General features: G+C 65.8%; 16 protein-coding genes and 4 pseudogenes. 17 read left to right on the top strand and 3 right to left on the bottom strand.

Annotated elements, in window-relative coordinates; translation table 11 throughout:
• Positions 1-111: 111 nt before the first annotated feature.
• Complete coding sequence (locus tag ACH9EU_RS16915; protein WP_396415068.1) at positions 112-834, bottom strand: EcsC family protein; 723 nt, start codon at positions 832-834, stop codon at positions 112-114.
• A gap of 267 nt (positions 835-1,101) precedes the next feature.
• Positions 1,102-1,623 (bottom strand): hypothetical protein, encoded by a 522-nt coding sequence (locus tag ACH9EU_RS16910; RefSeq protein ID WP_396415067.1) that lies wholly within the window; start codon positions 1,621-1,623, stop codon positions 1,102-1,104.
• Between the two features lie 367 nt (positions 1,624-1,990).
• Here ACH9EU_RS16910 and ACH9EU_RS16905 point away from each other — a divergent pair, with 367 nt between their 5' ends.
• From ACH9EU_RS16905 to ACH9EU_RS16885, 5 genes are all read left to right on the top strand, one after another.
• Complete coding sequence (locus ACH9EU_RS16905) at positions 1,991-4,945, top strand: PD-(D/E)XK nuclease family protein (protein WP_396415066.1); 2,955 nt, start codon at positions 1,991-1,993, stop codon at positions 4,943-4,945.
• The gene (locus ACH9EU_RS16900; protein ID WP_396415065.1) at positions 4,942-8,331 is read left to right on the top strand and encodes a UvrD-helicase domain-containing protein; all 3,390 of its coding nucleotides are present in this window, start codon (positions 4,942-4,944) and stop codon (positions 8,329-8,331) included. Before ACH9EU_RS16905 ends, ACH9EU_RS16900 begins: the two co-directional genes overlap by 4 nt.
• Positions 8,332-8,412: 81 nt before the next feature.
• The gene (locus tag ACH9EU_RS16895) at positions 8,413-10,389 is read left to right on the top strand and encodes a hypothetical protein (RefSeq protein WP_396415064.1); all 1,977 of its coding nucleotides are present in this window, start codon (positions 8,413-8,415) and stop codon (positions 10,387-10,389) included.
• Between the two features lie 200 nt (positions 10,390-10,589).
• Positions 10,590-11,063, top strand: coding sequence for a hypothetical protein (locus tag ACH9EU_RS16890; RefSeq protein ID WP_396415063.1), 474 nt, complete (start codon positions 10,590-10,592; stop codon positions 11,061-11,063).
• 38 nt (positions 11,064-11,101) lie between these two features.
• Positions 11,102-11,431, top strand: a complete 330-nt coding sequence (locus ACH9EU_RS16885) for an Lsr2 dimerization domain-containing protein (protein WP_396415062.1) — start codon at positions 11,102-11,104, stop codon at positions 11,429-11,431.
• A gap of 951 nt (positions 11,432-12,382) precedes the next feature.
• On the opposite strand, the gene ACH9EU_RS16880 is transcribed toward ACH9EU_RS16885, so the two are convergent.
• Positions 12,383-12,829, bottom strand: coding sequence for a hypothetical protein (locus ACH9EU_RS16880; protein WP_396415061.1), 447 nt, complete (start codon positions 12,827-12,829; stop codon positions 12,383-12,385).
• Between the two features lie 643 nt (positions 12,830-13,472).
• On the opposite strand from ACH9EU_RS16880, the pseudogene ACH9EU_RS16875 reads away from it, so the two are divergent.
• The 12 genes and pseudogenes from ACH9EU_RS16875 to ACH9EU_RS16820 all read left to right on the top strand — a co-directional run.
• Positions 13,473-14,277 (top strand): annotated as a pseudogene (locus ACH9EU_RS16875) (IS5 family transposase).
• 446 nt (positions 14,278-14,723) lie between these two features.
• Positions 14,724-15,377: a hypothetical protein gene (locus ACH9EU_RS16870; RefSeq protein ID WP_396415060.1), complete on the top strand. Its 654-nt coding sequence runs from the start codon at positions 14,724-14,726 to the stop codon at positions 15,375-15,377.
• A gap of 168 nt (positions 15,378-15,545) precedes the next feature.
• Positions 15,546-16,546, top strand: a pseudogene (locus ACH9EU_RS16865) (integrase core domain-containing protein); the annotation flags it as partial.
• A 111-nt stretch (positions 16,547-16,657) separates the two neighbouring features.
• Positions 16,658-18,220, top strand: coding sequence for an IS1634 family transposase (locus ACH9EU_RS16860; RefSeq protein WP_396415059.1), 1,563 nt, complete (start codon positions 16,658-16,660; stop codon positions 18,218-18,220).
• A gap of 16 nt (positions 18,221-18,236) precedes the next feature.
• Positions 18,237-18,367 (top strand): annotated as a pseudogene (locus ACH9EU_RS16855) (IS3 family transposase); the annotation flags it as partial.
• Between the two features lie 334 nt (positions 18,368-18,701).
• Positions 18,702-19,022, top strand: a complete 321-nt coding sequence (locus ACH9EU_RS16850; protein ID WP_396415058.1) for a hypothetical protein — start codon at positions 18,702-18,704, stop codon at positions 19,020-19,022.
• Positions 19,019-19,405 carry a GIY-YIG nuclease family protein gene (locus ACH9EU_RS16845; protein WP_396415057.1) on the top strand — a complete coding sequence of 129 codons (387 nt, stop codon included), beginning with the start codon at positions 19,019-19,021 and terminating at the stop codon, positions 19,403-19,405. The genes ACH9EU_RS16850 and ACH9EU_RS16845 overlap by 4 nt, the downstream gene beginning before the upstream one ends.
• 15 nt (positions 19,406-19,420) lie before the next feature.
• A complete protein-coding gene (locus ACH9EU_RS16840) occupies positions 19,421-20,770 on the top strand; it encodes a DGQHR domain-containing protein (RefSeq protein ID WP_396415056.1) in 1,350 nt (449 codons plus the stop codon).
• Positions 20,771-21,110: 340 nt separating this feature from the next.
• Positions 21,111-21,575, top strand: a complete 465-nt coding sequence (locus tag ACH9EU_RS16835; protein WP_396415055.1) for a hypothetical protein — start codon at positions 21,111-21,113, stop codon at positions 21,573-21,575.
• Positions 21,572-21,946, top strand: a complete 375-nt coding sequence (locus ACH9EU_RS16830; protein WP_396415054.1) for a hypothetical protein — start codon at positions 21,572-21,574, stop codon at positions 21,944-21,946. Before ACH9EU_RS16835 ends, ACH9EU_RS16830 begins: the two co-directional genes overlap by 4 nt.
• A 78-nt stretch (positions 21,947-22,024) precedes the next feature.
• Positions 22,025-23,809, top strand: coding sequence for an ATP-binding protein (locus ACH9EU_RS16825; RefSeq protein WP_396415053.1), 1,785 nt, complete (start codon positions 22,025-22,027; stop codon positions 23,807-23,809).
• A 135-nt stretch (positions 23,810-23,944) separates the two neighbouring features.
• A pseudogene (locus ACH9EU_RS16820) lies at positions 23,945-24,233 on the top strand (hypothetical protein); the annotation flags it as partial.

Here is a 24,233-nt window from a genome sequence, read left to right as displayed (position 1 = left end):
GGTCGAAGAGGACCTGCGACTGCTCGGCCTCCAGGCATAGAAGTGCGCGACGACGAGGACCCGGCTCGGCGAACACACAACAGCTGGAAAGCGAACCGATCAATCGACCGATCAATCGACGGGGAACATCGCTCGCGCAGTGCGGCCGATAGCGCCAGTCATGGTCGCGTCCACTCCGCCGCCGATCACCCCACCGACGAGCGGGACCCCCTTCGCCAAGGTGACGAGCGAACGCTTCGAACCGTACTTGGCCAGGAGCATGAAGCCGACCTTCTTGTTGATCTCGCGAATCAGCACGATCGGGAGCTTCTTGATCGCCTGCATCGCCACCTTCTCACCGACCTTGATACCGAACGCCTTCGCAATGTTCTGCGCGCTCGAACCTACCGCGATGAGTGTGACCACCGTGCGGACGTGCGGATCCTTGGGGTCGTACCCACACAGGTAGGCGATGGCGGCGGCGAGACGTGCATTGATCACAAGTGCGCCCGCCATGTTCGCGGGAAGGGTCACTGGCATCGCGATGAAACCACCCAGCCCGGTGACGAAACCGTTGACACCGGCCGCTTCGACCGACTCGATGATCAGCCTCTTGATCACCTTCTCGATATCCTCGCGCTCGCCGGGCCTGATTTTCCGTGTCGGTCCGTCGTTGGGCTCGTAGCGGGTTCCTTGGACGCGGGCCAACCGATCCTCGGCCCAATTGATCGACCCTGCGAGTGGACCAACGCCGGTGTCGATGACGCTGCCGACCATCTTCGAGAGCTGCTCGGACACCTTCTCGGCGGTAGCCGTCGGCGTCTCCTCCGGTTCGGGGGCGGTCGCGTTGGCCATGGTGATTCCTCTCTGAGATCTTGCGTGAGTGCGCCGAAGGACTTCGGGGCAGTGGCGGGCGCGGAATCAGCGGAGAGGTCGGCTCCCCCGTTCGGTCGTCGACCATCCACGACTACGTCGTCGTGCAGGAACTGTGGACCACGCGGAACAACTCGGTGCACGAGGCTCCAGGTCCTGAGGCCGGATCCGCGTGAGGTCGTCCCTGACGTCCTGAACACGGCCACGGCACCCACGTCGCCGTGGCCTCGGTGGGCTACAGATGCCTCCTCAGACTCCGAGTAGTGCAAGGAAGAAGAACGCCACCAATATGCCGACGATCAGGTTGATCACGCCGAGAACTTTTCCCCCGGTGGCAGCGACTCCCATGGACTCCGCCCGAGAGGCCTGGACCAGGCCGACCGGCCCGAAGACGAACGGACCGATGAGCGAGAAGGAGAACACCAGGCCGACGATCCCCACGATGATCGAATTGCTCCGGTGGCGCCATCCCGGCATGGACCGCAGATCCTGGTACGGGTGGGGACCGGGATGCATTGGCGACATCCCGTAGGCGGCGGACTGCGGGTAGGCACCGGGGCCGTACGGGCTCGACCACTGTGACGCCTCCTGTGCAGAACCACTCGGCCCTCGATCCGTGCCGACCGGCTCGTCCGGCTCGGCACCGTCATCGTGGGCCCAGAAGTTCCATCCCTCCGGGGCGGGAGCCCATTCTTCCGGCGGGTTCCATCCGGACGGGGGCGTCCAGCCGGCGGGGGGTGCCGGCCAATTGGGGGGCGTGTTGAACTTCATGACCGTCCTGGATTCGGAATGTATTTGCTACAGCGAAGCATATCGCTGTCGCGCGGACCGGCGCCGCCCCGAGACGGACTCCTACGGCCGGACGCCTTCACATTTCGACGACGACGGGACAGGAGCCTGAAACTTCCGATTGCGCCCTACTTCCCGGGTCGCGCGGATCCGCACATTCCTGTGTCGTGCCCGCCGATGAAAAAACAATGCGACCTCAACTGTGTGATGTCTCACCCTCCCCCTAGAGTCGGGCAGTGGATTGCGAAAAGAAATCGACCGGTGGCATATGTCCCGCCGGCAAAGGACATCTTCGGGTGGAATCCGCCGGACTGCCGTTCCCGCAGTCCCCGAGGGAAGGACGAGCGCCGTGACAGCAACCCCGGAGGAGCAGGACCCGTGGACAACCCTGGCCGGACGGGTCGCCGAGGCCCGTACGGACTCTCCCCTGGCCCGGATCACGATCCTCGTCCCCACACCGGCCAGCGGCCTCGACGTCGTCCGGCGCCTCGCCCGGGAAGCGGCCGAGCAGGGCGGGCACGGAGTCGCCAACGTGCGGGCCGTGACGGTCGACCAGCTCGCCACCGAGATCTTCCTCGCCGACGACGCCGCCCGCGCCCGCAAGCCGCTCACCCCGGCGGTCCGGCAGGCCGCCGCGGCGGGGCTGCTGGCGGTGGAGCCGGGCCGCTTCGACTACTGCGCGGACCGTCCCGTCACCGCCCAAGCCCTCGCCCGGTGCTCGGCGACGCTCGACGGCATCGACCTCGATCCCGCCGGAGCCCCGCCGGTCGTGCACGAGGTGCACCGCGCCCACCAGGCCGTGACGGAGCGGCTGCAGGAAGGCTTCTGGTCCCGGCACGAGGCGCTGACCACCGCGGCACGGCGCATCGCCGGCGGGCAGGTGGAGAACCTCGGCACGGTGCTGGCCTTCGCCCTGCCCACGGCACCCAATCCGGCCACCACCGCGGTCCTCGAGGCGCTCGGCATCGGGGACCGTGACGCCCTGGGGCCCGGTCGCCCGCAGCTCGGCCGAGCTAGATGGACCAGCGCCTCCGACCCGGAGGACGAGGCACGCGCCGCTGTCCGGGCCGTCGCGTCCTGGCTGGCCGAGGGGACACCAGGACACCGCATCGGCGTCTTCTGGTCCTCCGAGGAGATCTACCGCCCGCTCGTCTCCCGCCGGCTGCAGGACGCGGGCATCGAGTTCAACGGCCCCGCGCCCGTGCAGCTCGTCGACACCCCTCTGGCCCGCAGCGTCCTGCGCCTGCTGGACCACCTCCCCGCGCCCGGGGAGCTGCTGCCCGTCCGGCCGCTGCTGGACGCGATCGCAGAGGGCCTCGTGCGCCACCGGGACCTCCCCCTGCCCTCCTCCGCGGCCTGCGAGCGCCTCTGGGTGCACCCGGTCAGCACGGAGGACGACGACGACGCCGAGCCGGTGGCGACCCCCGGCGAGCAGGACACCCCCGGTGAGGCGGACACGGCCGCGGAGGACCGGAGCGCAGCGGACCGGAGCGCGGAGCAGGGCACCGCACAGGCCACCGAGGAGGAGCGGGCTGCGGCGAGGAAGCGGAAGCGCCGGGAGGACCAGCGGGAGTTCGACGCCTTCCACCAGGCACTCAGCGAGCAACTGCACCAGGTGGCGCAGGCCACGACGTGGGCGAGAGCCTCCGAGGCCCTGCTCTCCCTGGTGGACGAATTCCTGGCCGCCACCGGCCCCGAGGACCCGGCCCGCGCCGGGGCCCGGACGATGCTGCGGGACGCCCTCACGGAGCTGGCCGACCTCGACGGTTGCGGCTCCTCCCCCGGCCCCCGGACCGTGGCGCACACGGTGAACGAGGTCGTCGCCGCCCACCGCTCCCGGACCGGCCGCATCGGCACCGGCGTCACCACCGGCTCGCTCGGCGACGCCCTGGGCCGGGACCTCGACCACGCCGTGTTCCTTGGCCTGGCCGACGGCCTCGTGCCCGTCCACGCCCAGGAGGACGCGCTCCTCCCGGAGGAGGTCCGGAAACGCACCGAGGGCCTGCCGGAGCTCGACGAGCGCGTCCGGAGACAGCGAGAGCTCTTCGAGGCCGCGCTGGGCGTCGTCCCGGCGCCGCTGCTGCTCCAGCCCCGGGGCAGCCTGCGGGAGAGCCGCAGCTACCTGCCCTCGCGCTGGCTCCCGGCCCTGCTCGGCCGGGAGGAGCCTGAGACCGCGATCCCGTCTGCCGTCGCCGCCCTGCGGGACAGTGCCGGCTGGGCCACGAACGAGAAACCCCAGCCGGCCACGGCCCAGGAGCTACGCCAGCAGTGGCTCGCCGGAAGCGGCCACGAACCACATGCCCTGGGGAACGAGCACCTGGATCGCGTCCTGCAGCTGCGCGCGGACCGGCGGCGCGGGCACTTCAGCCGCTTCACCGGCCACGCGGGCCAAGACGCGCTCCCGGCGGACTTCCTGGACCGTCCCGTCTCCCCCACCGCGCTCGAGGAGTGGGTCAACAACCCCTTCGGCTACTTCGTCACGAAGGTCCTGGGCGCCGAACTGTTCGCGGACCGGGAGCTCGCGCAGGAGATCGACCACCGCACGCGCGGGAACATCCTGCACGAGGCGTTGGAGAACCACGCGAACCAGGCCTTGGCGGACGGCGCCCTCCCACCGGTCGAGCACCTGCTCGAGGAGGCCGAGCGGATCATGGAGCGGGAGCGCAACGAGTACTGGATCGAGGACCTCTGGCAGCACCACCGCGCCGAGATGCTGGACCAGCTGCGGGAGACCCACGCGCATCTCGAGACACAGCACGCCGACGGCTGGGGCCTCGACGCCCCCGAGGTCGCCTTCGGCGAGGACCCCGAGATCACCCTGGACCTCCCGGACGGCACGGTCCTGCGCTTCCGCGGCAAGGTCGACCGGGTGGACCGCCACCAGGACGGCACGGTGCGCGTGGTCGACTACAAGTCCGGCCGCCGGGACCGGTTCGCGCACCTCACCCCGGAGGACCCGACCGCCGGCGGCACCAAGTTCCAGCTGCCCGTCTACGGGCTGTTCGCCCGCTCCCTGGGGAACGGGGCGGGCGTGCGCGCCGAGTACTGCTTCCTCGGGGCCCCGGGCGAGCCGGTCGGCTACGAGCTGACGGACGACGTCGTCGACGCCCTCCGCGGCACCGCGCACGGCATCGTCACCGCGCTGCGGGCGGGCGTCTTCCCGCACCTGCCCGAGTCGGAGCGCTACACCAACGTCACGACCGTCTCCGGCCACCGTGACGTCGAAACCCTGTGGGGCAAGCTCCAGGGCGCCCCCGAGCTCGAGCCCCACCTCGGCCTGCTGATCCAGGAGGACACCCCGTGACCACGGAGACCGCGCGAATCCCGCTCGTCGACGAGCCCGCCCGCGAGACCATCCGCCACGAGCTCGGCCACTCCGTGTTCGTGGAGGCCGGCGCCGGCAGCGGCAAGACCCGCGAGATGGTCCAGCGCGTCGTGGCGCTGGTGGACGGCGGCACGCCCATCACCGCGGTCGTCGCGATCACCTTCACCGAGAAGGCGGCCGGGGAGCTGCGCGAGCGCGTCCGGACCGCGCTCGCCACCGGGCACGACGACGACGCCGTGCGCTCCCGCCGCGGCACCGCCCTGCACGACCTGGACATCGCCCCCATCGGCACCATCCACTCCTTCGCCGCCCGGATCATCCGGGAGAACCCGCTGGAGGCCCGGGTCCCGCCGGGCATCGAGACCCTCGACGAGATCGAGTCCTCGCTGGCGTTCGAGGACCGGTGGCAGCAGATCGTCGGCTCCCTGTTCGGCAAGCCCGAGCACTCCGCGGCCATGGAGGTCCTGTTCTCCTGCGACATGACGATGGGCAACCTCCGGGACACGGCCCGGGCCATGGACGAGAACTGGGACCGGCTGCCGCGGAACGTCGCGGGCACGGCCGCGGAGGCCGACCCCGCGCCGTGGCGGGAGCTGGTCGCCGCACGGGAGGAGCTGCACGGCGCCCGGCGCGGCTGCACCGACCCCGAGGACGGCATGTTCACCCGCACAGCGGCCCTTCTGGAGTGGGCTGGCGCCCTCGAGGACCGGCGCGAACAGGGCACCCGGGCCTTCCACGGCCACCTCGGCAACCTGCCCGCCAAGGGCAAGGCGCGAGGCAAGAAGGCCAACTGGACCAACGACATCGCGGACGTGAAGGCCCTCGACGAGCGCATCCGCGAGCTGGCGGGCGAGCTCGCCGCCGCCCACGTACGCCCGGCCCTCGACCTCGTGCTCGCCGTCATGGCCGCGGTGCTGCACGAGGCCGCCGATGAGCGCCGCCGGCAGGGGCGGCTCGAGTTCCACGACCTGCTCGTGCTGGCCCGGGACCTGCTCGTCGGCGAGGAGCACGCCGAGGTCCGGCAACGGCTGCACGACCGCTACGCGTGCCTGATGATCGACGAGTTCCAGGACACCGACCCCATCCAGGCCGAGATCGCCCTGCGCCTGGCCTCCTCCGTCTCGTGCGGGCCCGACCGGTGGAAGGAGCTGCCCGTCGAGGGCGGCCGCCTGTTCATGGTCGGCGACCCCAAGCAGTCCATCTACCGCTTCCGGCGGGCCGACATCGAGACCTACCTGGGCTTCCAGGAGCGGGCCGCGGCGGATTCGTCGTCGTCGGTGGCGAGCCTGCGGACGAACTTCCGGTCCGTCGGTCCCGTGCTGGAGTGGGTCAACCAGGTCTTCGGCACGCTCATCGAGGAGGAGCACGGCCGGCAGCCGGCCTACGTGCCGCTCGTGCCGGACCCGGCGCGCCCGCCGCTGCCGGAGGGCTTCGGGCACCCCGTGAGCGTGATCGGCCTGACCCTGCCCGGCGCGGAGGACGGCGGAAGGCTCAAGGCCGCGGAGGTCCACGAGCGCGAGGCTCGGCACGTCGCGCACACGGTGCTCACCGCACTGGGCCGGACCGGCGGGCCGGCCTGGCGGCACCAGGACGGGCGCGACGACGCGCAAACCCGTCCCGTCACCGAGGAGGACATCGCGATCCTGCTCCCGACCCGCACGTCCCTGGAGGTCCTCGAGAAGGCGCTCGACGAGGCGGGCATCGTCTACCGGGCCGAGGCGTCCTCCCTGGTCTACGGCGCCGCGGAGGTCCGGGAGCTCATGCTCATCCTGCAGGCACTCGCCAATCCGGCCGACTCGGGCCGGCTCGTCCTGGCCCTGCGGACCTCGATCCTGGGCTGCGGGGACGACGAGCTCGCCGCCTGGCGCCTCGGCGGCGGCTGGTGGAACTACCGGGCGGACGCCCCCGAGGGGCTCGAGGACACCCGCGTGGCCCGCACCATGCTGGCGCTGCGGAATCTCTCCGGGGCGCTGTCCCGCAGCGGCGTCGCGGACCTCATGGAGTGCATCCTCGAGCAGTTCCTGGTGCTGGAGGCCGCCACGGACTCGCCCCGCCACCGGGAGACGTGGCGACGGCTGCGCTTCGTCGTGGACCAGGCCCGCGCCTGGGGCACCGCCACGCACGGGAGCCTGCGGGACTACCTGCGCTGGGCCGAGACCCAGACGGCGGAGGGCGCCCGCGTGAAGGAGGCGGTCGTCCCCGAGACCGACGCGAAGGCCGTGCGGATCACCACGGTGCACGCGGCCAAGGGCCTGGAGTACCCGGTGGTGATCCTCGCCGGCACGGGCTCGACGCCCCGGTCGGGCACCCACCACGTGCTCTTCGCCGAGGACGGGACCATGGAGGTCTCCCTCAAGACCGGGCTGACCACCGCCGGCCACGAGGAGTTGAAGAAGCGCGAGAAGGACATGCTCGCGGCCGAACGGCTGCGGCTGCTCTACGTGGCGTGCACCCGGGCGCAGAGCCACCTGGTCGTGTCGATGTACACGGTCTCGGAGAACGGTGAGTCCTCGCACGCGGCGCAGCTGCGGAAGGCGCACGTGGCCGGCACGCCGGAGTTGCCGTTCGAGGCTGTCGAAAGCAGCCGACGGCGGGCGGAGGCCGTACCGGAGGAGCGGTCCTGGGACGAGGTGCTCGCCGAGTGGACCGCGGTCAGCGGGCGCTGGTCCGAATTGTCCCGGATCGAGGGCAGCCGCTCGGTGACGCGGGTGGCCCACGCCACGCCCCCTCCTCCCGCGAACGAGAACGGTCATGCTGTCCCGTCGCCCTCCTCAGTGGAACCGCCGACGGGCGACGACGACGCCCCCGCCGCACCGCAGCTCCCGTCCCTGGCGGAGTCCGAGCGGCTCGTGCCGCTGGAGAGCCCTCCCTCGGAGTCCCGCGGCGCCCTGCTCCACGGGTCCGAGTTCGGCACGGCCCTGCACCGGCTCATGGAGCTGTGCGACCTCGCGGACCGGGAGTCGCTCGACCGCCACGCTCCCGTCGTGGCCGAACTGCACGGACTCCCGGACACCGAGGCCCTGCTGGCCTGCGCCCGCTTCGCGTGGGACTCCCCTCCCGTGCGGGCGGCCGCCGCGGCCGAGCACTGGAAGGAGCTGCCGGTCGCCACCATCGACGAGGACGGCGCGGTGCTCGAGGGCGTCGTGGACCTGCTGTACCGGGAGGCGGGAGGGGACTACGTGGTCGTGGACTACAAGACGGACATGGCGCTCTCCGAGCTGAGCCAGGAGGCCTACCGGCATCAACTGTCCCTCTACGCAGGCCAGCTGGAGGGCATCACCGGCGGGCGCGTGCGGGAGCTGGTGCTGGTGTGCTGCCAGCCGACGGTGCGGCAGGTGATGACGTATGAGCACGTCGGAACCTGAGCACGCGCTTGCCAGCCATTCGCCAGGGCCGGCTCCGTCATTGCTGGCTCCTCCATCAGCTTCCCCGAAAGGACGCATTCCGTGAGCGACGACAATCCCTTTGAGGACTACCCCTTGGAACAGCGGCCACTGCCGCTCCAACTCACCGTCGCCCAGCAGGATAGGGCAGCGGGCCTGCTGGTGGGCATGGCTGTCGGGGACTCCCTCGTGCGCCCCCACAGAGATAGCCTCCAGCCCTTGCGCACATGGACCCGCATCACGGAGCACGCCCTCTCGCTGGCGCAAGGCCACGGCACGTTCCCGTACCGGCGGTGGTCGGGAACCGACTGGCGAGAGAGCGTCCTTCCTGTCTTCGCCCACGTGAGTGGAGAGGTCCTGCGCAACCTCCATGAGGCGCCGGAGAAGATTTTCCGGCAGAGCTACGAAGTCGGCACGGACGCCGGCAATGACCTGAACTTCCCCGACCTGAAGTCCATGGGCACCTGCTGTGCGCTGTGGGCAGTGATGCTTCACCATGCCGTGCTCCACGGAGAGGCGGATCTCTACGCCGGCGTTCCGTTCGTTGCCGACGAGGAGGAGCGCTACGAATGGACGGACATGATCAGCGGCATGGAGCAGGGCGTCATCTCCGACGTCGACGACGCCGGGCCCTTCGACCTACTGAGCTGGTCGTGGCTGACGCTCTCCACCGCCACCACCTCTCGGCGCTCCCACCGGTTCGCGGAGGTCATCCGGCCGGACCACCTCGACGAACACGATGCACTGCCGGTGGCGGCGCTCGTCGGGACTGCGCTGGGCGCCGTGCACGGTTTCTCGGCGATCCCGTTCGAGCTGCGAAGGCACCTTCGTGGGGACAATGCCCTAAACGCCGACCTCCTCATGCGCGAAGCGGTCGCGGCCGCGTTGGGTCTTGCCCCGGACTCGGGACACTGGCCGGATGTCGAGCACATGGCGCCGAACGACGCCGCCCCGACGACGACGGTGGCGCACCCGAGCGATCCCGGAGTCAAGCTCGCCGGGCTGGACGCCCTCGATCGCAACCGGGCGGAGGCCGTCGTGTCCCTGTGCCGACTCGGAGCGAGGCAGACACCCCGGTCCGTGGAACATCACGACCACGCCTGGTTCTGGCTCGTCGACTCGGACGATCCGCAGGACAACTTGAACCTCACCTTCGTCCTGGAAGACGCGGCTCGCACGCTTCTCACCTTCCGCCGCGAGGGCAAGACCATCCTGCTCCATGGCTTTGGCGGTGAGAGCCGTACGCCCACCGTGGCGGCGCGGTATGGCGCCTTGATATCGGGGCAGTCCCAGTGGGAGGAACTCCGGAGGGTCGTGCAGGCTCTTCCGCATGCCGGACCCAACGCAGGCTTCCTGTGGGAGCTGGCCTCCGCGGACGCGCGGCCTGCCGAGGCGGCGGAGGAGAAACCGGCCGAGCAGTCGCCCTCCAAGTACTTCACCGTGGACCGGCAGCTCATCGAATTGCTCAGCTGGACGATCGCGGCCGGGCTGCTCAAAAAGGACCACACGGACGGGTGGGTCGAGCCGACGGGGGGTCCCGGAGACGGTTTCGCCGTCCTGCTGGGAAGCGCCCGGATCGAGTTCCTGCGTGCCGGCGAGGGCATCTCGCTCAACGGCGAGCCGTTCATGAGCTGGTCGGAGGTGCTCACCACCAGCGGTCCCCATCTCGTCGTGGCCCGCCTCGAGGCCGAGCTGGGCCTCCTGTTCAGGGGATGCGTGGTCATCCAGACAGTCACCTCCTCGTGGAAGGCAGAGTTCGCCGCTGCACTCGTGAGAACCGGCTACGGTTCCACCCGTTCTGTGCGAGTGCAACCGCTGGCCGAGTCCGAGGAGAGGCGGGACTACATGCGGGAAATGTTCGGCCCGCGCCTGCTGTGCACCGTCGACGACTTCTCCTTCGTCGTGAACGATCACGACGTGATTGCCACAGGGATGGTTCCTCTCTGGCACGCCGGTTCCGACGGCGAGAGCCCGGAGCTGGCGGCGTGCACCGTGCTGAACAAGTTGCTCGAGTGGCGGCGAGATCGCGACAACGAGTAATGAGGTCTCGCCACCAACGACAGTGATGTCCTCCGTAACCATCGTCCTCACCTCAATCATGCCCTGTCGACGCGCCTCCGATTTGTCTCGGAAGGTTTGCCTTCCAAGACGCACCTCCAGCACGGTGGTGGGTGCATCGGCACTGCGTGCAATGGTTACGATGAGCATTGTCTGGTTCGGTGCGATCTAGAGGAGGAACGATGCCGTTCGAAGTCTTCGACAAGAGGATGACACCGTTGGTGAAGGCGCCGAGTGTAACGATCCAAAAGCGTGGGGTGATCTCGTTGAACAAGGCCGCCCACGGCCTGATCGGGAACGCCGAGACGGTGGAGTTGCTCTACGATCGCGACCGTCAGGTCATGGCGCTGCGTACGGTCGATGAGTCCTCTCCGCATGCCTACGCGGTGCGCAACGGCTCCAAGCGCGGATCGGGGCAGGCGATTGTTTCGGCCACCGCATTCACCGCCCACTACGGCATCGACACCACCGCCACTCGACGGTGGAAGCCCTTCATGGAGGACGGCATGCTTTGTGTGGATCTCACCACCGAGGGCACCGTGATCACCGGCAACCGCACCAAGACCACGACCCCGACGGACGCCGTGGAACCAATAGAGGCACCGACGGACGACGCGTCCACTGATGTACCCGTCGACGACCCCGACCACCCCTGATCCACTCCGCCACCCGGATTTCGAAAGGAACACCACCCATGGCCCAGAAAGTCGAAGTGCACCTCGAGGACGACCTCGACGGCGGCCCCGCCGACGACACCGTCACCTTCGTTCTGGACGGCAAGGACTACGAGATCGACCTTTCCACCACCAACGCCGAGAAACTGCGTGAGGCCCTGCGCCCCTTCATGGAGGTCGGTCGCAAGACCACCCGTGGTGCCGGTGCCCGCGGCGCCCGGTCCCGCGCTTCGGGCAGCAATCCGGACACCGCGAAGATCCGGGCGTGGGCGAAGGAGAACGGCTACGAGGTCTCCGATCGCGGCCGGATCCACCAGACCGTCAAGGACGCCTACTACGCCGCTCAATGAGTCGGCAACCTCCCCGGACAAGACGATGCGTGGTGGACGGCCCTCACACGGTCGTCCACCATCGTGCGTGAGGTGGACGGCACCTAACTCGCAGACCCGGCCATAAGATCGAAGATGGTCCGCCCTGCCGCGGTGAGCTAATCGGCCTACCCACAGAGCCTTGGCTAGAAGGGCCCGCTGTACACGCTCTGGCAGCCTCCATACGCTCCAGTCTCCAACAACAGGAGCACTTCGTGCCCCACACCACCCCCGCCCCACTCAACCTCTCCGCCGCGGCAATGATCGGCTGCTGGCCCAACACGGAGAAAGTGAGCTCGATGGTGGCCGTTGGCTCCAGCTTGACCTACAAAGATGCTCTAACGCTGCGAGGACATCATCGCCGCCGATATCCAGTTTCGCTGAAGAAACCTGCAGCATCAATGGTTTCTGCACGTCCCACATTTGGTCGCCGCACAGGCGATGGGGCGAGCCCTGCCTCGTCATGACGACCGTGATCGCCACCGCCCCGCGGGCCTGTCTATCTCCGACCGCAAATCATCTCTAAGTCTAGGTACTCAACTATCAATTTCTTCTGGTGGCAATAGGTGGAGCGATTGAAATAGTTGAGACGGTCGAGGAGAGTCGATTTCGTACCACCCACTAGACGGATCCCATACCGGCCACCCATCCCCTGGAGGAAAGTCATGTATACCCTCATATTCCAGGTCATCACCAAGCTGTAATAACATTTGCAAGCTCAACAGTAAACCTTGCGAGGCCACCGCCAACGCCCTCAATAATATATTTGCACTTTCATCATCAAAAGCGCCATGTGTAACGAATAGCGCGCTTCCATGCGCCATTGGGTGACGCAGCTTATAGCAAACCATTAGCAAAGTCCCTGACTCGTCTTGCCAATGAGTGTCAGCGAAGGCTCTACGCACATTGTCGTCAGCGACCAAGTCTTCATGTTCATATGCATAATGGCGAAGGGTTTCTAGAATTCGCTGGTAGCCAGGGGGCAATTTTTTTTGATGCCCCAGACGACTGGAGAAAATAAGTTGCTTTCACCCAATTCCCCTTATTTTTTGGACTGGGTAACGCCAGGTATTCCAAGTAGCGGTCGAGCGCATTAGAAATATAAAGGTGTCTTGTATATTCGGTAGTAATTAAGGAAACTTGATCATTTCTGGCGGCCGCATACTCAGCAGCTGGTTTACACATCCAATTTGATGGATGATTTTCATCCATTGGGTGAACGATGACTTCCTTAAGCCCAGCCGCCATTCGCAACCATTCTTGCGTGAGATACCAATTCCGCGCGGTTTCCCCCTGGGTCCCAGGTAATGGCGCCGAATCGTGCACATTCCCGGACTTTTTGTGCAAAATTGGTGGATCGCCAGAGATTGCATCGGCCAATATCGTAATGTGAGAGCGCAAAGGTCTCCACGCAAGATGCTCCATAAGCTTGTCTTATCCCTCCGTTTGGCTCCTATTTGAGACACGTTCTCCCCAATCGCAGTGCAGATTATACGTGCCTTGGATTGACAGTGCTGTACTTCCTCTCCCCGCAGGCGAACCAGGCGGTCGTTCTATAGTCGGTTATTTCAGTGCGCATTTCGGGGTAATCCAGAAGACCCGAATGACGGGCCTCGCGCCCTTCTATCCGACACTGTGTACCGCGACGACCGATCCACCTTATAAGTTTTTCATGAATCGAATCCCATATTTGATAAGACTTGCGATTCCATGGGTTCCTGGGGAACATACATACTCCTCGTCTTATAAGCAAGGCGCGGAACCGCTAGCCGGCAATCGTGATCTTCAGCCGTTGCGGCTCCACCTTCTCCGACTGCAGGAACTTGGCGAGCTTATACTCTAGTTCGCGTTTCCGCCGGGTGGCCGAGCGGGCCCCGTGGGGCTCTGCTGAGAAGATGGGGTCTGGTCGGCTTCCGGTGCGCAGGCTTGGAAGTAGTTTTAGTAGTTATGGCTGAGGCGTTGAGCGGTGTCGGCCAGGCCGGTGATCATGACTGCCATGGCGAGGTAGAGAGCGTCCGGACGACTGTTCAGTTACCAATTCTGGGAGCTGCTGGAACCGTTGATCCCACCGCCCCCGCCAGTGAAGAACGGGAGAACCGGCAGACCCTGGGTCGACGATCGGGCCGCACTGGAGGGCATCCTTTTCGTGGCCGAGCACGGCATCGCATGGAAGAAGTTGCCGACCGAGCTGGGCTTCGGCTCCGGGATCACCTGCTGGCGCCTTCTGCGAGCCTGGCAAGAAGCCGGGGTGTGGGAGAAGCTCCACTATGCCGTGCTCGAGAAGCTCGGGCAGGATGGGGCGCTGGACTGGTCGATAGCGTCCCTGGACTCGGTGAGCGTCCGAGCGATAAGGGGGCGAGCTGACCGGCCCCAATCCCACCGACCGCGGCAAACTCGGCACCAAGTACCACCTGCTCGTCACTACTGATGGGTGGCCCTTGGCGGTGGCGATCACCGGCGCCAACCGGTATGACTCCATGCTCGTGAAGCCGATCCTGGACGGGCTGACACCGGTCAAGGGACCCCCAGGCCGCGGACGAGCTCGGCGCCACCCGGGCAAGCTGCCTGTGGGCAAGGCCCGTGCGCCTTCCGGCGGGTGCGGCCTATCTACGCCGGCGTGGCATCACTGCCGGATTTCCCGGATCGGGGTGGACTCCAGCGAACCGCTGGGTCGGCACCGTTGAGTTGTGGAACGCACCATCTCCTGGCTACTGGCCATCCGCCGCTTGACCACCCGTTACGACCGCAGCGCGGTTACCATCACCGCTGTGGCCACCTTGGCGATCACCGTCATCTGCGCTCGGCGACTGCCCCGGAAAGACTATTGAAACCACCTCTTACAGCAACCGACGGGTCCGCCGTTATCTGCGCCGGCGCGAGATCACTGCCCGTTTTACCCGGATTAGCGTGCACCCCAGCAGATGCCTCGACCGGTACCGCTGGTCGTGGAACGCACCATCTGCTAATTGCTGGCCTTCCGCCTCCTGGCAGTGCGCTACGACCGCAGCGCGGCCGCCACCGCTGCTGTGGCCACCCCGGCGATCACCACCATCTGCGCCGGACGACTACCGCACAAAGCCCTATTGAAACCACTTGCAAGTGAGTTACTAGGAGAACTATTTGCTTTTGTATTAATGCAACATTCGTTGTTGCTACACCCCCTATAGGTGCATGAGGCACGTAACGCCATACCCCGCATCCGGAAAGTCCGGATTCATGCCCAGCATCAAATCTTAGCGCACCAATGACACATCTTTGTTCAATATTAGTTCCCGTGAAAACAAGACCCACCAAAGGGGAAAATGGGATGTTCAGTTATTACACCGACTTCGCTGGTCGCGAGTTTTGGGATATAAAAGCTGAGTATGAACGCCTTCACCTTATCGTGGAGGACGAGGACGCATTTGACTACGGCGAATTAGAATGGGATCAGATATATCCCGGCAAAAGTGGTGAAAGAGCTATGGACGCTGAAGTTTTTATGCCTGCCTGGCACCGCACCCATGGTGAACTTGAGCTTCCCGATATCGGGAAGATCATATCGAGTATTCATACCTTTGATAATCCTGAAAGCCTGGATGAAGGGGAGCTTAGAAACTTATGGTTCGACGAGGGTCCTCTGCCTAATGAATGCTGCGCCTGGCTATTGTGGCTTCATGACCAACAATGGGCCGTTCTTTTAGGGTCACGTTGGTCGGACGATGAACCCAGCAAAAGACGCGAGGCGGTCTTGTACGTCTCACCGAGTGTGTTTGGCGCTATTGAGGCCGCTATAAATTTGACCCGGGAAGAGCATGATCGATTCCTCCAGGTTGTTCACCTGTTATACCCCCGGGTGCCATATCGTTATCCGGATTGGTTCGCGCCCGGTCAGTGGGGGCTAGTGGGCCATTTTCATGGGACCTGCAGTAAAACAAATGAAAATTAGCAGATTACGACAAGATGGAGTTCGTCTAAACCGGGCACGAGGTACCACCTGCTGACCGACCGGAGCGGCCTGCCACTGCAGGTGCTGGTGGCCTGTCCCTGTTCTTGTGGTCCATTCGTTATGAGAGTCATTCTGTCGCCCGTGTCCACGGACAGATAGGCTGGTCGCATCATGACAAAGAGGAAGCGGCATAATTTGAAGCAAATCGTGCATCAGCTCGGTCAGGCCGACCGGCTGCTTGGAGAGAATGCCGGTGTCGCGGCAGTGTGCCGTGGGCTCCAGGTCTCGGAGCCGACGTACTACCAATGGCGGAATCAGTACGGCGGGATGAAGAGCCGACGATGTCAAGCGGCTGAAAAGCTGGAAAAGTGCAACGCCACATTGAAACGGCGGGAGGTTGAGGGGAAAACCCTAGACCCGCACAGACGCCGTGCCATCTGGCTGGGCTGAGCCGCTTCGCCTGGCACTGACCCCTCTACGACACCATCGATGCGGATTCGGATAGGCGCTGTGGGACTGGCTGCGCGCGTACGCGAAGAAAGACCCGCGGTGGGGATACCGGCGTGCGTATCACGACGCCCGAGCCGAGGGTGGGCCGTGAACCAAATAAAAATCCAGCGGCTATGGTGCCATAGGGCCTGCGTGTGCCGCAACGCCGGCGCTGCAAGCAGGTTGGGTCCTCGAGCGCCGATGCGCCCGCGGCCCAGGCACCCAACGCGACGTGGGCAGTGGACTTTCAGTTCGACGCCGACGAGCACACCAGCGAATGCCTCGACAGGCTAGTGGAACGCTCAATCATCACCGCCCGGTCATCGACCAGCTCGAGGTTCTCGTCGTAGAGCGCAGGCACTCGGCGGTGCTGCGCAGCGACAACGGGCCCGAGTTGTCAACGCCGAGTGAATATTGACCTCTTATCGCCGGACGGATTCAATCCGCCCGGCGCCCGAGGGTCAGTATTCAGAGGGCATCGACGGGATTTCATCGGCCAGGCCATGGCCGAATGGGCGGGCACTCTCGCAGGTCGGGCATATACCTCACCCGACTCGCCGTGGTGCAACGGATACGTCGAATCTTTCAACGGCCGGCTCCGTGAGGAGTGGTTGAGCATCAACAGCTTTCACTCGCTGTTGGACGCCCAGATAGTTATCGGTGGCTGGAAGGGCCAGTACACCTGACTCGTGCCACTTGAGGGCTCCTGGCTGATTTGGCTGGTGTTGTCGCTGGTCAGGGTCTTGTGGTTGGGGTCGGCGACACACTAATCGGGTGGGTAGGGTCGGGTCGTGGTGTTCGTGCGCAAGGTCCGGACGGCGTCGGGAGCGACGGCGGTGCAGATCGCTGAACATCGAGGCGGCCGGGACAAGATCCTGGAGCACCTGGGCTCGGCGCACACCGACGCCGAGCCGACCGCGCTGCTGGAGGCGGCTCGAGTGAAGATGCACCCGGGCCAGGGCGAGCTCGACCTGAGCGCGGGCGCGGTGCCCGCGGGGCAATCGGTGATCACCGGCAAGAGCAGCGCGCTGCTGTGGCACGTGCTGACCAGCGCGTACGCCCGGCTGGGGTTCGATGCCCTGGGTGATGAGGCGTTCAGGGCGCTGGTGCTGGCGCGGATCGTGGAACCGACGAGCAAGGCCGACTCGCTACGGGTGTTGGACGAGCTCGGTGTGCCGCACGCGTCGCTGCGCACGATGTTCCGGTGCCTGGCCCGGGCCCAGGAACGCGGCTACCGCGACCAGGTCGCGGCGGCGTGCTTCGCCCACGCCGCCGGTCACGGGGACCTGTCACTGGTCCTATACGACGTGACCACCCTCTACTTCGAGGCCGAGCAGGAGGACGAGCTACGCAAGGTCGGCTACTCGAAGGAACGGCGCGTGGACCCCCAAGTCGTCGTGGGGTTGCTCGTGGACCGTGCCGGGTTTCCCCTGGAGGTGGGGTGCTTCGAGGGCAACAAGGCCGAGACCGCGACGATCCTGCCGATCATCGAGCAGTTCCAGCACCGCCACGGCCTCGCCGACATCGTGGTGGTCGCCGACGCGGGCATGCTCTCCTCGGCGAACCTCAAGGAGCTCGATGCGGCCGGGGTGCGGTTCATCGTCGGCTCGCGGGTCACCAAGGCCCCGGGCGACCTCGCTTCGCATTTCCGGTGGCACGGGGATGCGTTCACCAACGGGCAGATCATCGACACCATCACCCCACGGGTGGCCACCACCAAGGCGGCCTCCGTCAACGACGTCAACAAACGCGCCGAACCCGTCTGGGACCCCGCGGTGCACGAACGGTCGTGGCGGGCGGTCTGGGCGTACTCCGCCAAGCGCGCCGCACGGGACCGCAGCACCCTCACCCTGCAGGAGAACCGCGCCAAGGCCGTCATCGCCGGCGAGAAGCCGGCCCGCACACCACGATTCGTGAAGACGGTGAACGGATCGACGCGCCTGGACGAGGACGCCCTGACCCGCGCTCGTAGCCTGGCCGGACTGAAGGGGTATGTCACCAACCTGCCCGTCACGACCATGCCCGCGGCGGAGGTGATCGCCTCCTACCACTCGTTGTGGCAGGTCGAGGCCTCGTTCCGGATGAGCAAGACCGACCTGCGAGCCCGGCCCATGTTCCACCACCACCGCGACGCCATCGAGGCCCACCTCACCATCGTCGTCACCGCCCTGGCCGTCGCCCGCCACCTGCAGGACCAGACCGGGATGAGCATCAAGAAGATCGTCCAGACCCTACGCCCACTGCAACAGGTCACCGTCCTCATCGCCGGCCACCCCCACGTCGCCGCCGACCCGTCGACCGACACCGCCCGCGAGATCCTCACCGCCACCGGCACCGAATGGCCAACCCACTAAAGTGGCACGACTCGGGTTGGACGCCCAGATAGTTATCGGTGGCTGGAAGGGCCAGTACATCCACGACCGACGCCACTGCGCGGCCACTGCGCGCTCGGCTACCTACCACCGGCCGCATACGCTCGGCAAAGCAACCATCAACTGGAAAATCAACGACCCGCACAACGTTCGGACCTAACGACGGGGCGGCCCACACCACCCCTGCCCGCCAGGTGGGGAGGAGTGGTACTTGGCTGCCCTTGAGGCCGTGCAGGAAGTGAGACGACGGTGAGTAAGGTGGCTCACACCCCGCCATGCAGTTTTACAACTGACGAGCAAAAAGGGTGGGGGGTTGGCAAACTGAGACACCCCTGTGGTACCTTGTAGTTGTACAAGCGGATCGGTTGGTTGCACAACCTGATCGATGGGCGGGGAGCGTCCTGGCAGACGCCCCCGCCGCCCACGCCCGTCGCTCACGACACCACATCGGAAGGACCAAGTCATGGACACCACCAATACTACTCCGCGCCCTCTCACCAAGGTGCGCAAGACCGGCCCCGAGCCGCGCTACCCACTGCAGCCGCTGCTGGACCGCACCGGCTACACCCCGGAAGAGTTCAGCAACCTCGTCAGCCTCTCTCGCGCTACCGCCCACCGCCGCCTGCAGAGGGGCATCACCTGGGGGCAGGCCGACGACTACGCCATCGCCTGCGGCCTCCTGCCCTGGCAGGTCTGGCCGGAGTGGGACGAGGCCGACCCCACCACCTGGTGCACTCTGCCGCCCTACGAGGAGCAGGACGAACTGATGGGACTGGCCGCATGAGGTCCACCGCCAGCAACAGCAGGCGCAGCGATGACCGGGAGCGGCGGCTGGTCGAAGCCGCCGGCCTGGATGTGGACGGTGTGACGTCCTTCCAGCTCGGCTTCGACCTCGCCGTGCCGCGGGCCAGTGGCATCTATGTCATCGCCGATCTGCGCGGCCCGCTCTACGTGGGCAAGAGCGGGCACCTGCGTCGCCGCTTCGCCGAGCACTTCGAGAACACGCACAACCGGCTGCTGCACCTGGCCCTGGCCGCCCCGGCCGGGCGGCCCACCTTCTCATGGCTTACCACCACCCCGGAGGACCTCACCTCCACCGAGGTCCGCTACATCCGAGCCCTTCACCCGTTGTGCAATCAGCACCTGTTCATCCACAGCAACCACTAACTCAAGGAGACCATCGTGTCCAACACCTTCGCAGCACTGCGCGCCCACATGGGCAGCACCCCCTACTTCATCACCACCATGACCGCCCGTGAACTGACCAAGACGGCGCGGCCGGCACACGAGAACGAATCCTGGGCAAGCCTGTCCATCGAGGATCGCATGCAGCGTGAGGCGGACATGGGCCGGATCAAGAAGCAGCTCGTCCCCTACTTCGCCCAGCACCCTGACCGCTTCTTCGGCGCGATCATCGTGCTGGTGGAAGAAGGCGCCCTGGAGTTCGAATCGCTCTCGGAGGTCGCCAAGCTGCCCAACGCCTACAAGAGCGGGGTTCAGGGGATCGGCTTCCTCACCGACCACGGCAAGGGCGAACACATCGTCCTGGACGGCCAGCACCGCCTGATCGCGCTCCGTGAGGTGATCACCTCGCAGGAATCCCTCGGCCCCGAGCAGTACAAGGTCGGCGACGACGATGTGACGGTGATCTTCATCGAGAACACCGACCCGCGCAAGACCCGGCGGATCTTCAACAAGGTCAACCGCTACGCCAAGCCCACCGGCCGCGCCGACAACATCCTCACCTCCGAAGACGATGGCTACGCCATCATCACCCGCCGGCTGCTGGAGATGAACGACCATGACGGCCCTCTGGCGCCGCGTCCGATCTACGACGAGGACGGCGACCCGGTACTCGACACCAAGACCGGTAAGCAGGCCTACCAGGAGGTCGTCAACTGGAGGTCTAACACCCTGTCCAAGGGCATGAAGCACCTGACCACCATCAGTGCCGTTCACGACGGAGTCATGCAGATCGCCAAGTTCGAAAACTTCCCCGACCTCGACCGCATCGTCACCCCGAATGAGAAGACGCTGGGGAAGGCCTATGAGGCGGTCGAGCCGTGGTTCGAGACGCTGCTGGAGGAGGTCAATGCCTTCAAGAACGCCCTGGAGGACCCCGACACTGTTCGCGATGTCCGCTTCGACAACGACGACCGTCACACCCTGCTGCTGCGCCCGGTCGGGCAGATCGCCCTCATCCGCGGCCTGGTCCGGGCCATGGGACTCAGCAGGGATGAGAAGACCAAGCAGCCGCGCCTGAGCCTGAACACGGCAATCGAACGGATCAACAAGGTCGACTTCAGCGCCGGGCAGAACTCCATCTGGCGTGACACCATCGTGCGCGCCGATGGCCGCATGGTCGCCCGCAATGAGGCCTACAACCTCGCGGCCAACCTGTTGGTCCACCTCATCGCCCCCGAGTACATGGACGAGGAGATGAAGGCCAATCTCCACACGGATTGGAATAACGCCCGCGGCAACACCAAGGAGGAAGGCACCCTGCAGGACCTGCCCGACCCCGTCGCCTGACTCCACGCTGACCCGCCGGAGCCGCCCATAGGCCACTCCGGCGGGTCAGAACGGCCCACGGACTCCGCTGATGGAGAGCGCCTCCCTTGATGCAAGCGGGATCGAGCTTCCGCCGCGGACGGTGGAGCCAGGAACCAGAGCAAGGTGGGAAAGTTCTTGTGAGCGCGTGCAACAAGTGCTCCTTTCAGACCCCCTATAGGAGTACAGGCCCCGGCGACACGGTGGACCTCCACCGTCAGGTGGAGCATCTGCTGTATCGTGGGCCACACAACTGAATACCTACTCACTCACGACCGCGTCTCACCAACTGGGGGCCGCAGTCAGACACAGGGAGCAACCCATGTTCAGCACTGAGGCGGAAACCGCCATTCTCATCTTGCAGGCCCAGTCCCGCAAGGCCAGCGATCTCTACACCCAGGACCGCATCGACCGCGCGCTGGATGAGATCGTCCGCAATCCTTCCAAGACCAACCCGCCCGAACACCAGGTGCGCAGCGCCCTGGCCAACGCTGGGAAGGTCATGGCCAACCGTCGCCGTGTGGCTCCGGTGGTCTCTCACGAAGACCTCGTCATCGAGGTCGATGCCCGCGAGGACGGCTACGACGTCGTGGAGCTGCGGTACTGGTTGGAGACCGCGCCTCTGTCCTCCCCGGCCCGCACTCTGCTGCTCGCTTTGGCCGCAGGAGCCGATGCCAATGATCTGGCCGCGCAGCACGATGTCCCTGTCCAGCGGATACGGGAAAGGATCGCCCGGGCTCGCAAGAATGCTCGCGCGGACTACCTGACCACGGCGGTGGCCGCGTGAGCAGCCTGCGTCCCTTCCGTCTGACCCCGTGGCTGGTCCGCGCCCTGGTCCCCGAACGGCGCATCGGCACCTACGCCCTGCACCGGGACGGTGCGGTGGTTTACATCGGCCGCAGCGACACGGACCTGCAGCGCCGACTGATTCAGCATGCCACCGCCCACCGGGCGGAGTACTTCACCTACGACGTGCACCACAGTGTCCAGCACGCCTTCGAAGTGGAATCCAGCATGTTCCACAATCTGCAGGGCTCACTGACCAACTGCATCCATCCGGCCTCCCCGGCGGCCACTGGCGCACAGTGCCCGTTCTGCCGCCACCAGGTGCAGCTGGCTCTCACCCAGCGCCTCAGCACTCTGACTCCCATGCCCTAGCCCCTCCTCTTTCCTCACCTCTTCATCACAGCCCTAGACGGAGACCATCCCGTCTACGACACGAAAGGAACACCCACCGTGATCAACCAGCCGCTCTTCCAGACCCCTGAGGCCACCGCTCAGGAGGCGCCTGCTCCCGAGGCCGAAATCATCCAGATCGACACCGCCCTGGAATCGATGCGTGACTCCGGGTTCGACCTCACCGCCGCCGTGGGCGAGCCGATCGACAACTCCGTGGAAGCCAAAGCCTCGGTCATCCGGGTCCACACCATCGAAGGTTCCGACAAGGCCACCGGCGGTTCCGGCAAGCACAAGACGATCACCGAACTGGCCGTGGCCGACGACGGTCAGGGCATCCCCCCGCAGCACATGGCCCGTGCGCTGTCGCTGGGCTACAGTTCCCGCTACGACCAGCGCAGCGGCCTGGGCCGCTTCGGCGTGGGCATGAAGCTGGCCGGGCTGAGCCTGGGCCGGCGCATCGAGGTCTACACCAAGCAGCGCCACAGCGATCAGATCTGGCACTCCTGGATCGACCTGGACGAGATCGCGCAGAAGACCCAGACCACCATCCCTCGGACGACCGTCGATTCCTGGCCGGAGGCCTACGCCTCGATGATGACCGACTCCAGGGGTGAGGCGGTCGAGTCCGGCACCCTGGTGGTCTACGGCAAGATCGACCGTCTTTCCAGTGGTGGGACCTACGGCACCGCCCTGGACGAGAAGCTCAACGAGTTGCGGACCTTCATCGCCCGCGCCTACCGCTATTACCTTCAGAAGGGGTTGCGCATCGAGCTTAACGGCAAGGCGATCACCCTGCTGGACCCGCTGTTCTTGATGGATAACCCCCGGATCATCAAGCGCTACAAACCCCTGGACGTGCGCGGCACCGTCGTCGATCAGGCGGAGATCGAGATCGCCGACGGCCACAGCATCCACGTCACCGTCAGCCTCGTTCCCGCCCAGTTCCGCCACCGCTCGGGCGCCGGTGGCGAGACCGATCACCTGAAAAAGGACATCCGAGAGTTCCAGATCAACCAGGCCAATGCCGGCAAGGTGAGCATGGTGCGCAACTACCGGGAAATCAACTACGACATCGTCCCCCGCCTGTTGCCGGCCGGTATCGACAAGATTGACCGCTACATCGGCATCGAGGTCCGCTTCCCGGCTGATCTGGACGAGTACTTCCAAGTCCGCAACGTCAAGCGCGGAGCGGTCCCGGTGGCGAAGCTACGCGAGGAACTGCGCCGGTGGCTGGACCGGCCGGTGCGCATGGCCCGGAAGGAGATCCGCGCCCACTGGGGCGAGACCGAAACTCAAGACCGCGCCGAAAACGTCCAGGACCCCCACAGCGGGGTGACCGCCGCGGTGGGCCGGGTGGAGCAGACCAGCCCCCCCGGCCAGGCCGGCCGGGACATGACCGAGGCCCAGACCGAGGAAGTCATCAACGACATCCTCCAGGACCTGCAGTTGACCGAACCGGGCCAGGAAGAGGCTGCCTCGCGCGTGCGTGAGCTGATCGAGGAGAAGCCCATCACCATGATGGATGCGCAGTGGCCCGGCTCGGAGATGTTCGAAATTAACCACCTCAACGGCAAGGCCGTCGTCAAGCTCAATCACCGTCACCCGCTGTGGCGCGATGTGTTCGACCCCATCAAGAAGGTCACCGACAACGGCGCCAACGGGACCGACCCGGAGGAGTTGGTCGCGCTGCTCCGCAAGGCCGAAGCCGCTATCGAGCTGCTGATCATGGCCTACGCCAAGGGAGAGAACCTGCATAAGGACCCCAGCCAGTTCGACGATCTGCGCACCTACTGGGGCAAGTTCACCCAGTCCTACCTCAAGGAAGCCCTCCCCGAGGACTAGGAACATCTGGTGGAGGGGCCTGTGGCGATCAGCCACAGCCCCTCCACCAGTCCACAGGCCCAAGAGTTCCCCGGCCAGGGAGTGTGGCTGCGGATCAGCATGATCTGACCAATGACGGACCCAGGGAGGGCGAGCATGCCGAAGACTTTCGAGGACGTACTGCACCAGCTATCCGTGTTCAACGAGGAGCGGGACTGGTCGCGCTTCCACACTCCCCGCAATCTCGTGCTGGCGCTGGTTGGTGAGGTCGGTGAGCTGGCGGAACGGAAATTTTCAAGGTGTTTGAGGCCGGCGGGTGTCAGGCGGCTGCGGGTTCTGCGGCCGGTGGTCTGGGGTTCTCCGCAAATCGTGGACACGGTGCTAAGCGGCTTGGAGCCGCGTTTCGGTGGCCTGCGTGCTGGCGGCCCGCAGGGCGTGCTCGTGT

It is taken from the genome of Kocuria rhizosphaerae, assembly GCF_044462265.1.
Taxonomy (GTDB): Bacteria; Actinomycetota; Actinomycetes; order Actinomycetales; family Micrococcaceae; genus Kocuria; species Kocuria rhizosphaerae.
This window is presented reverse-complemented; position numbering and strand designations above follow the sequence as displayed.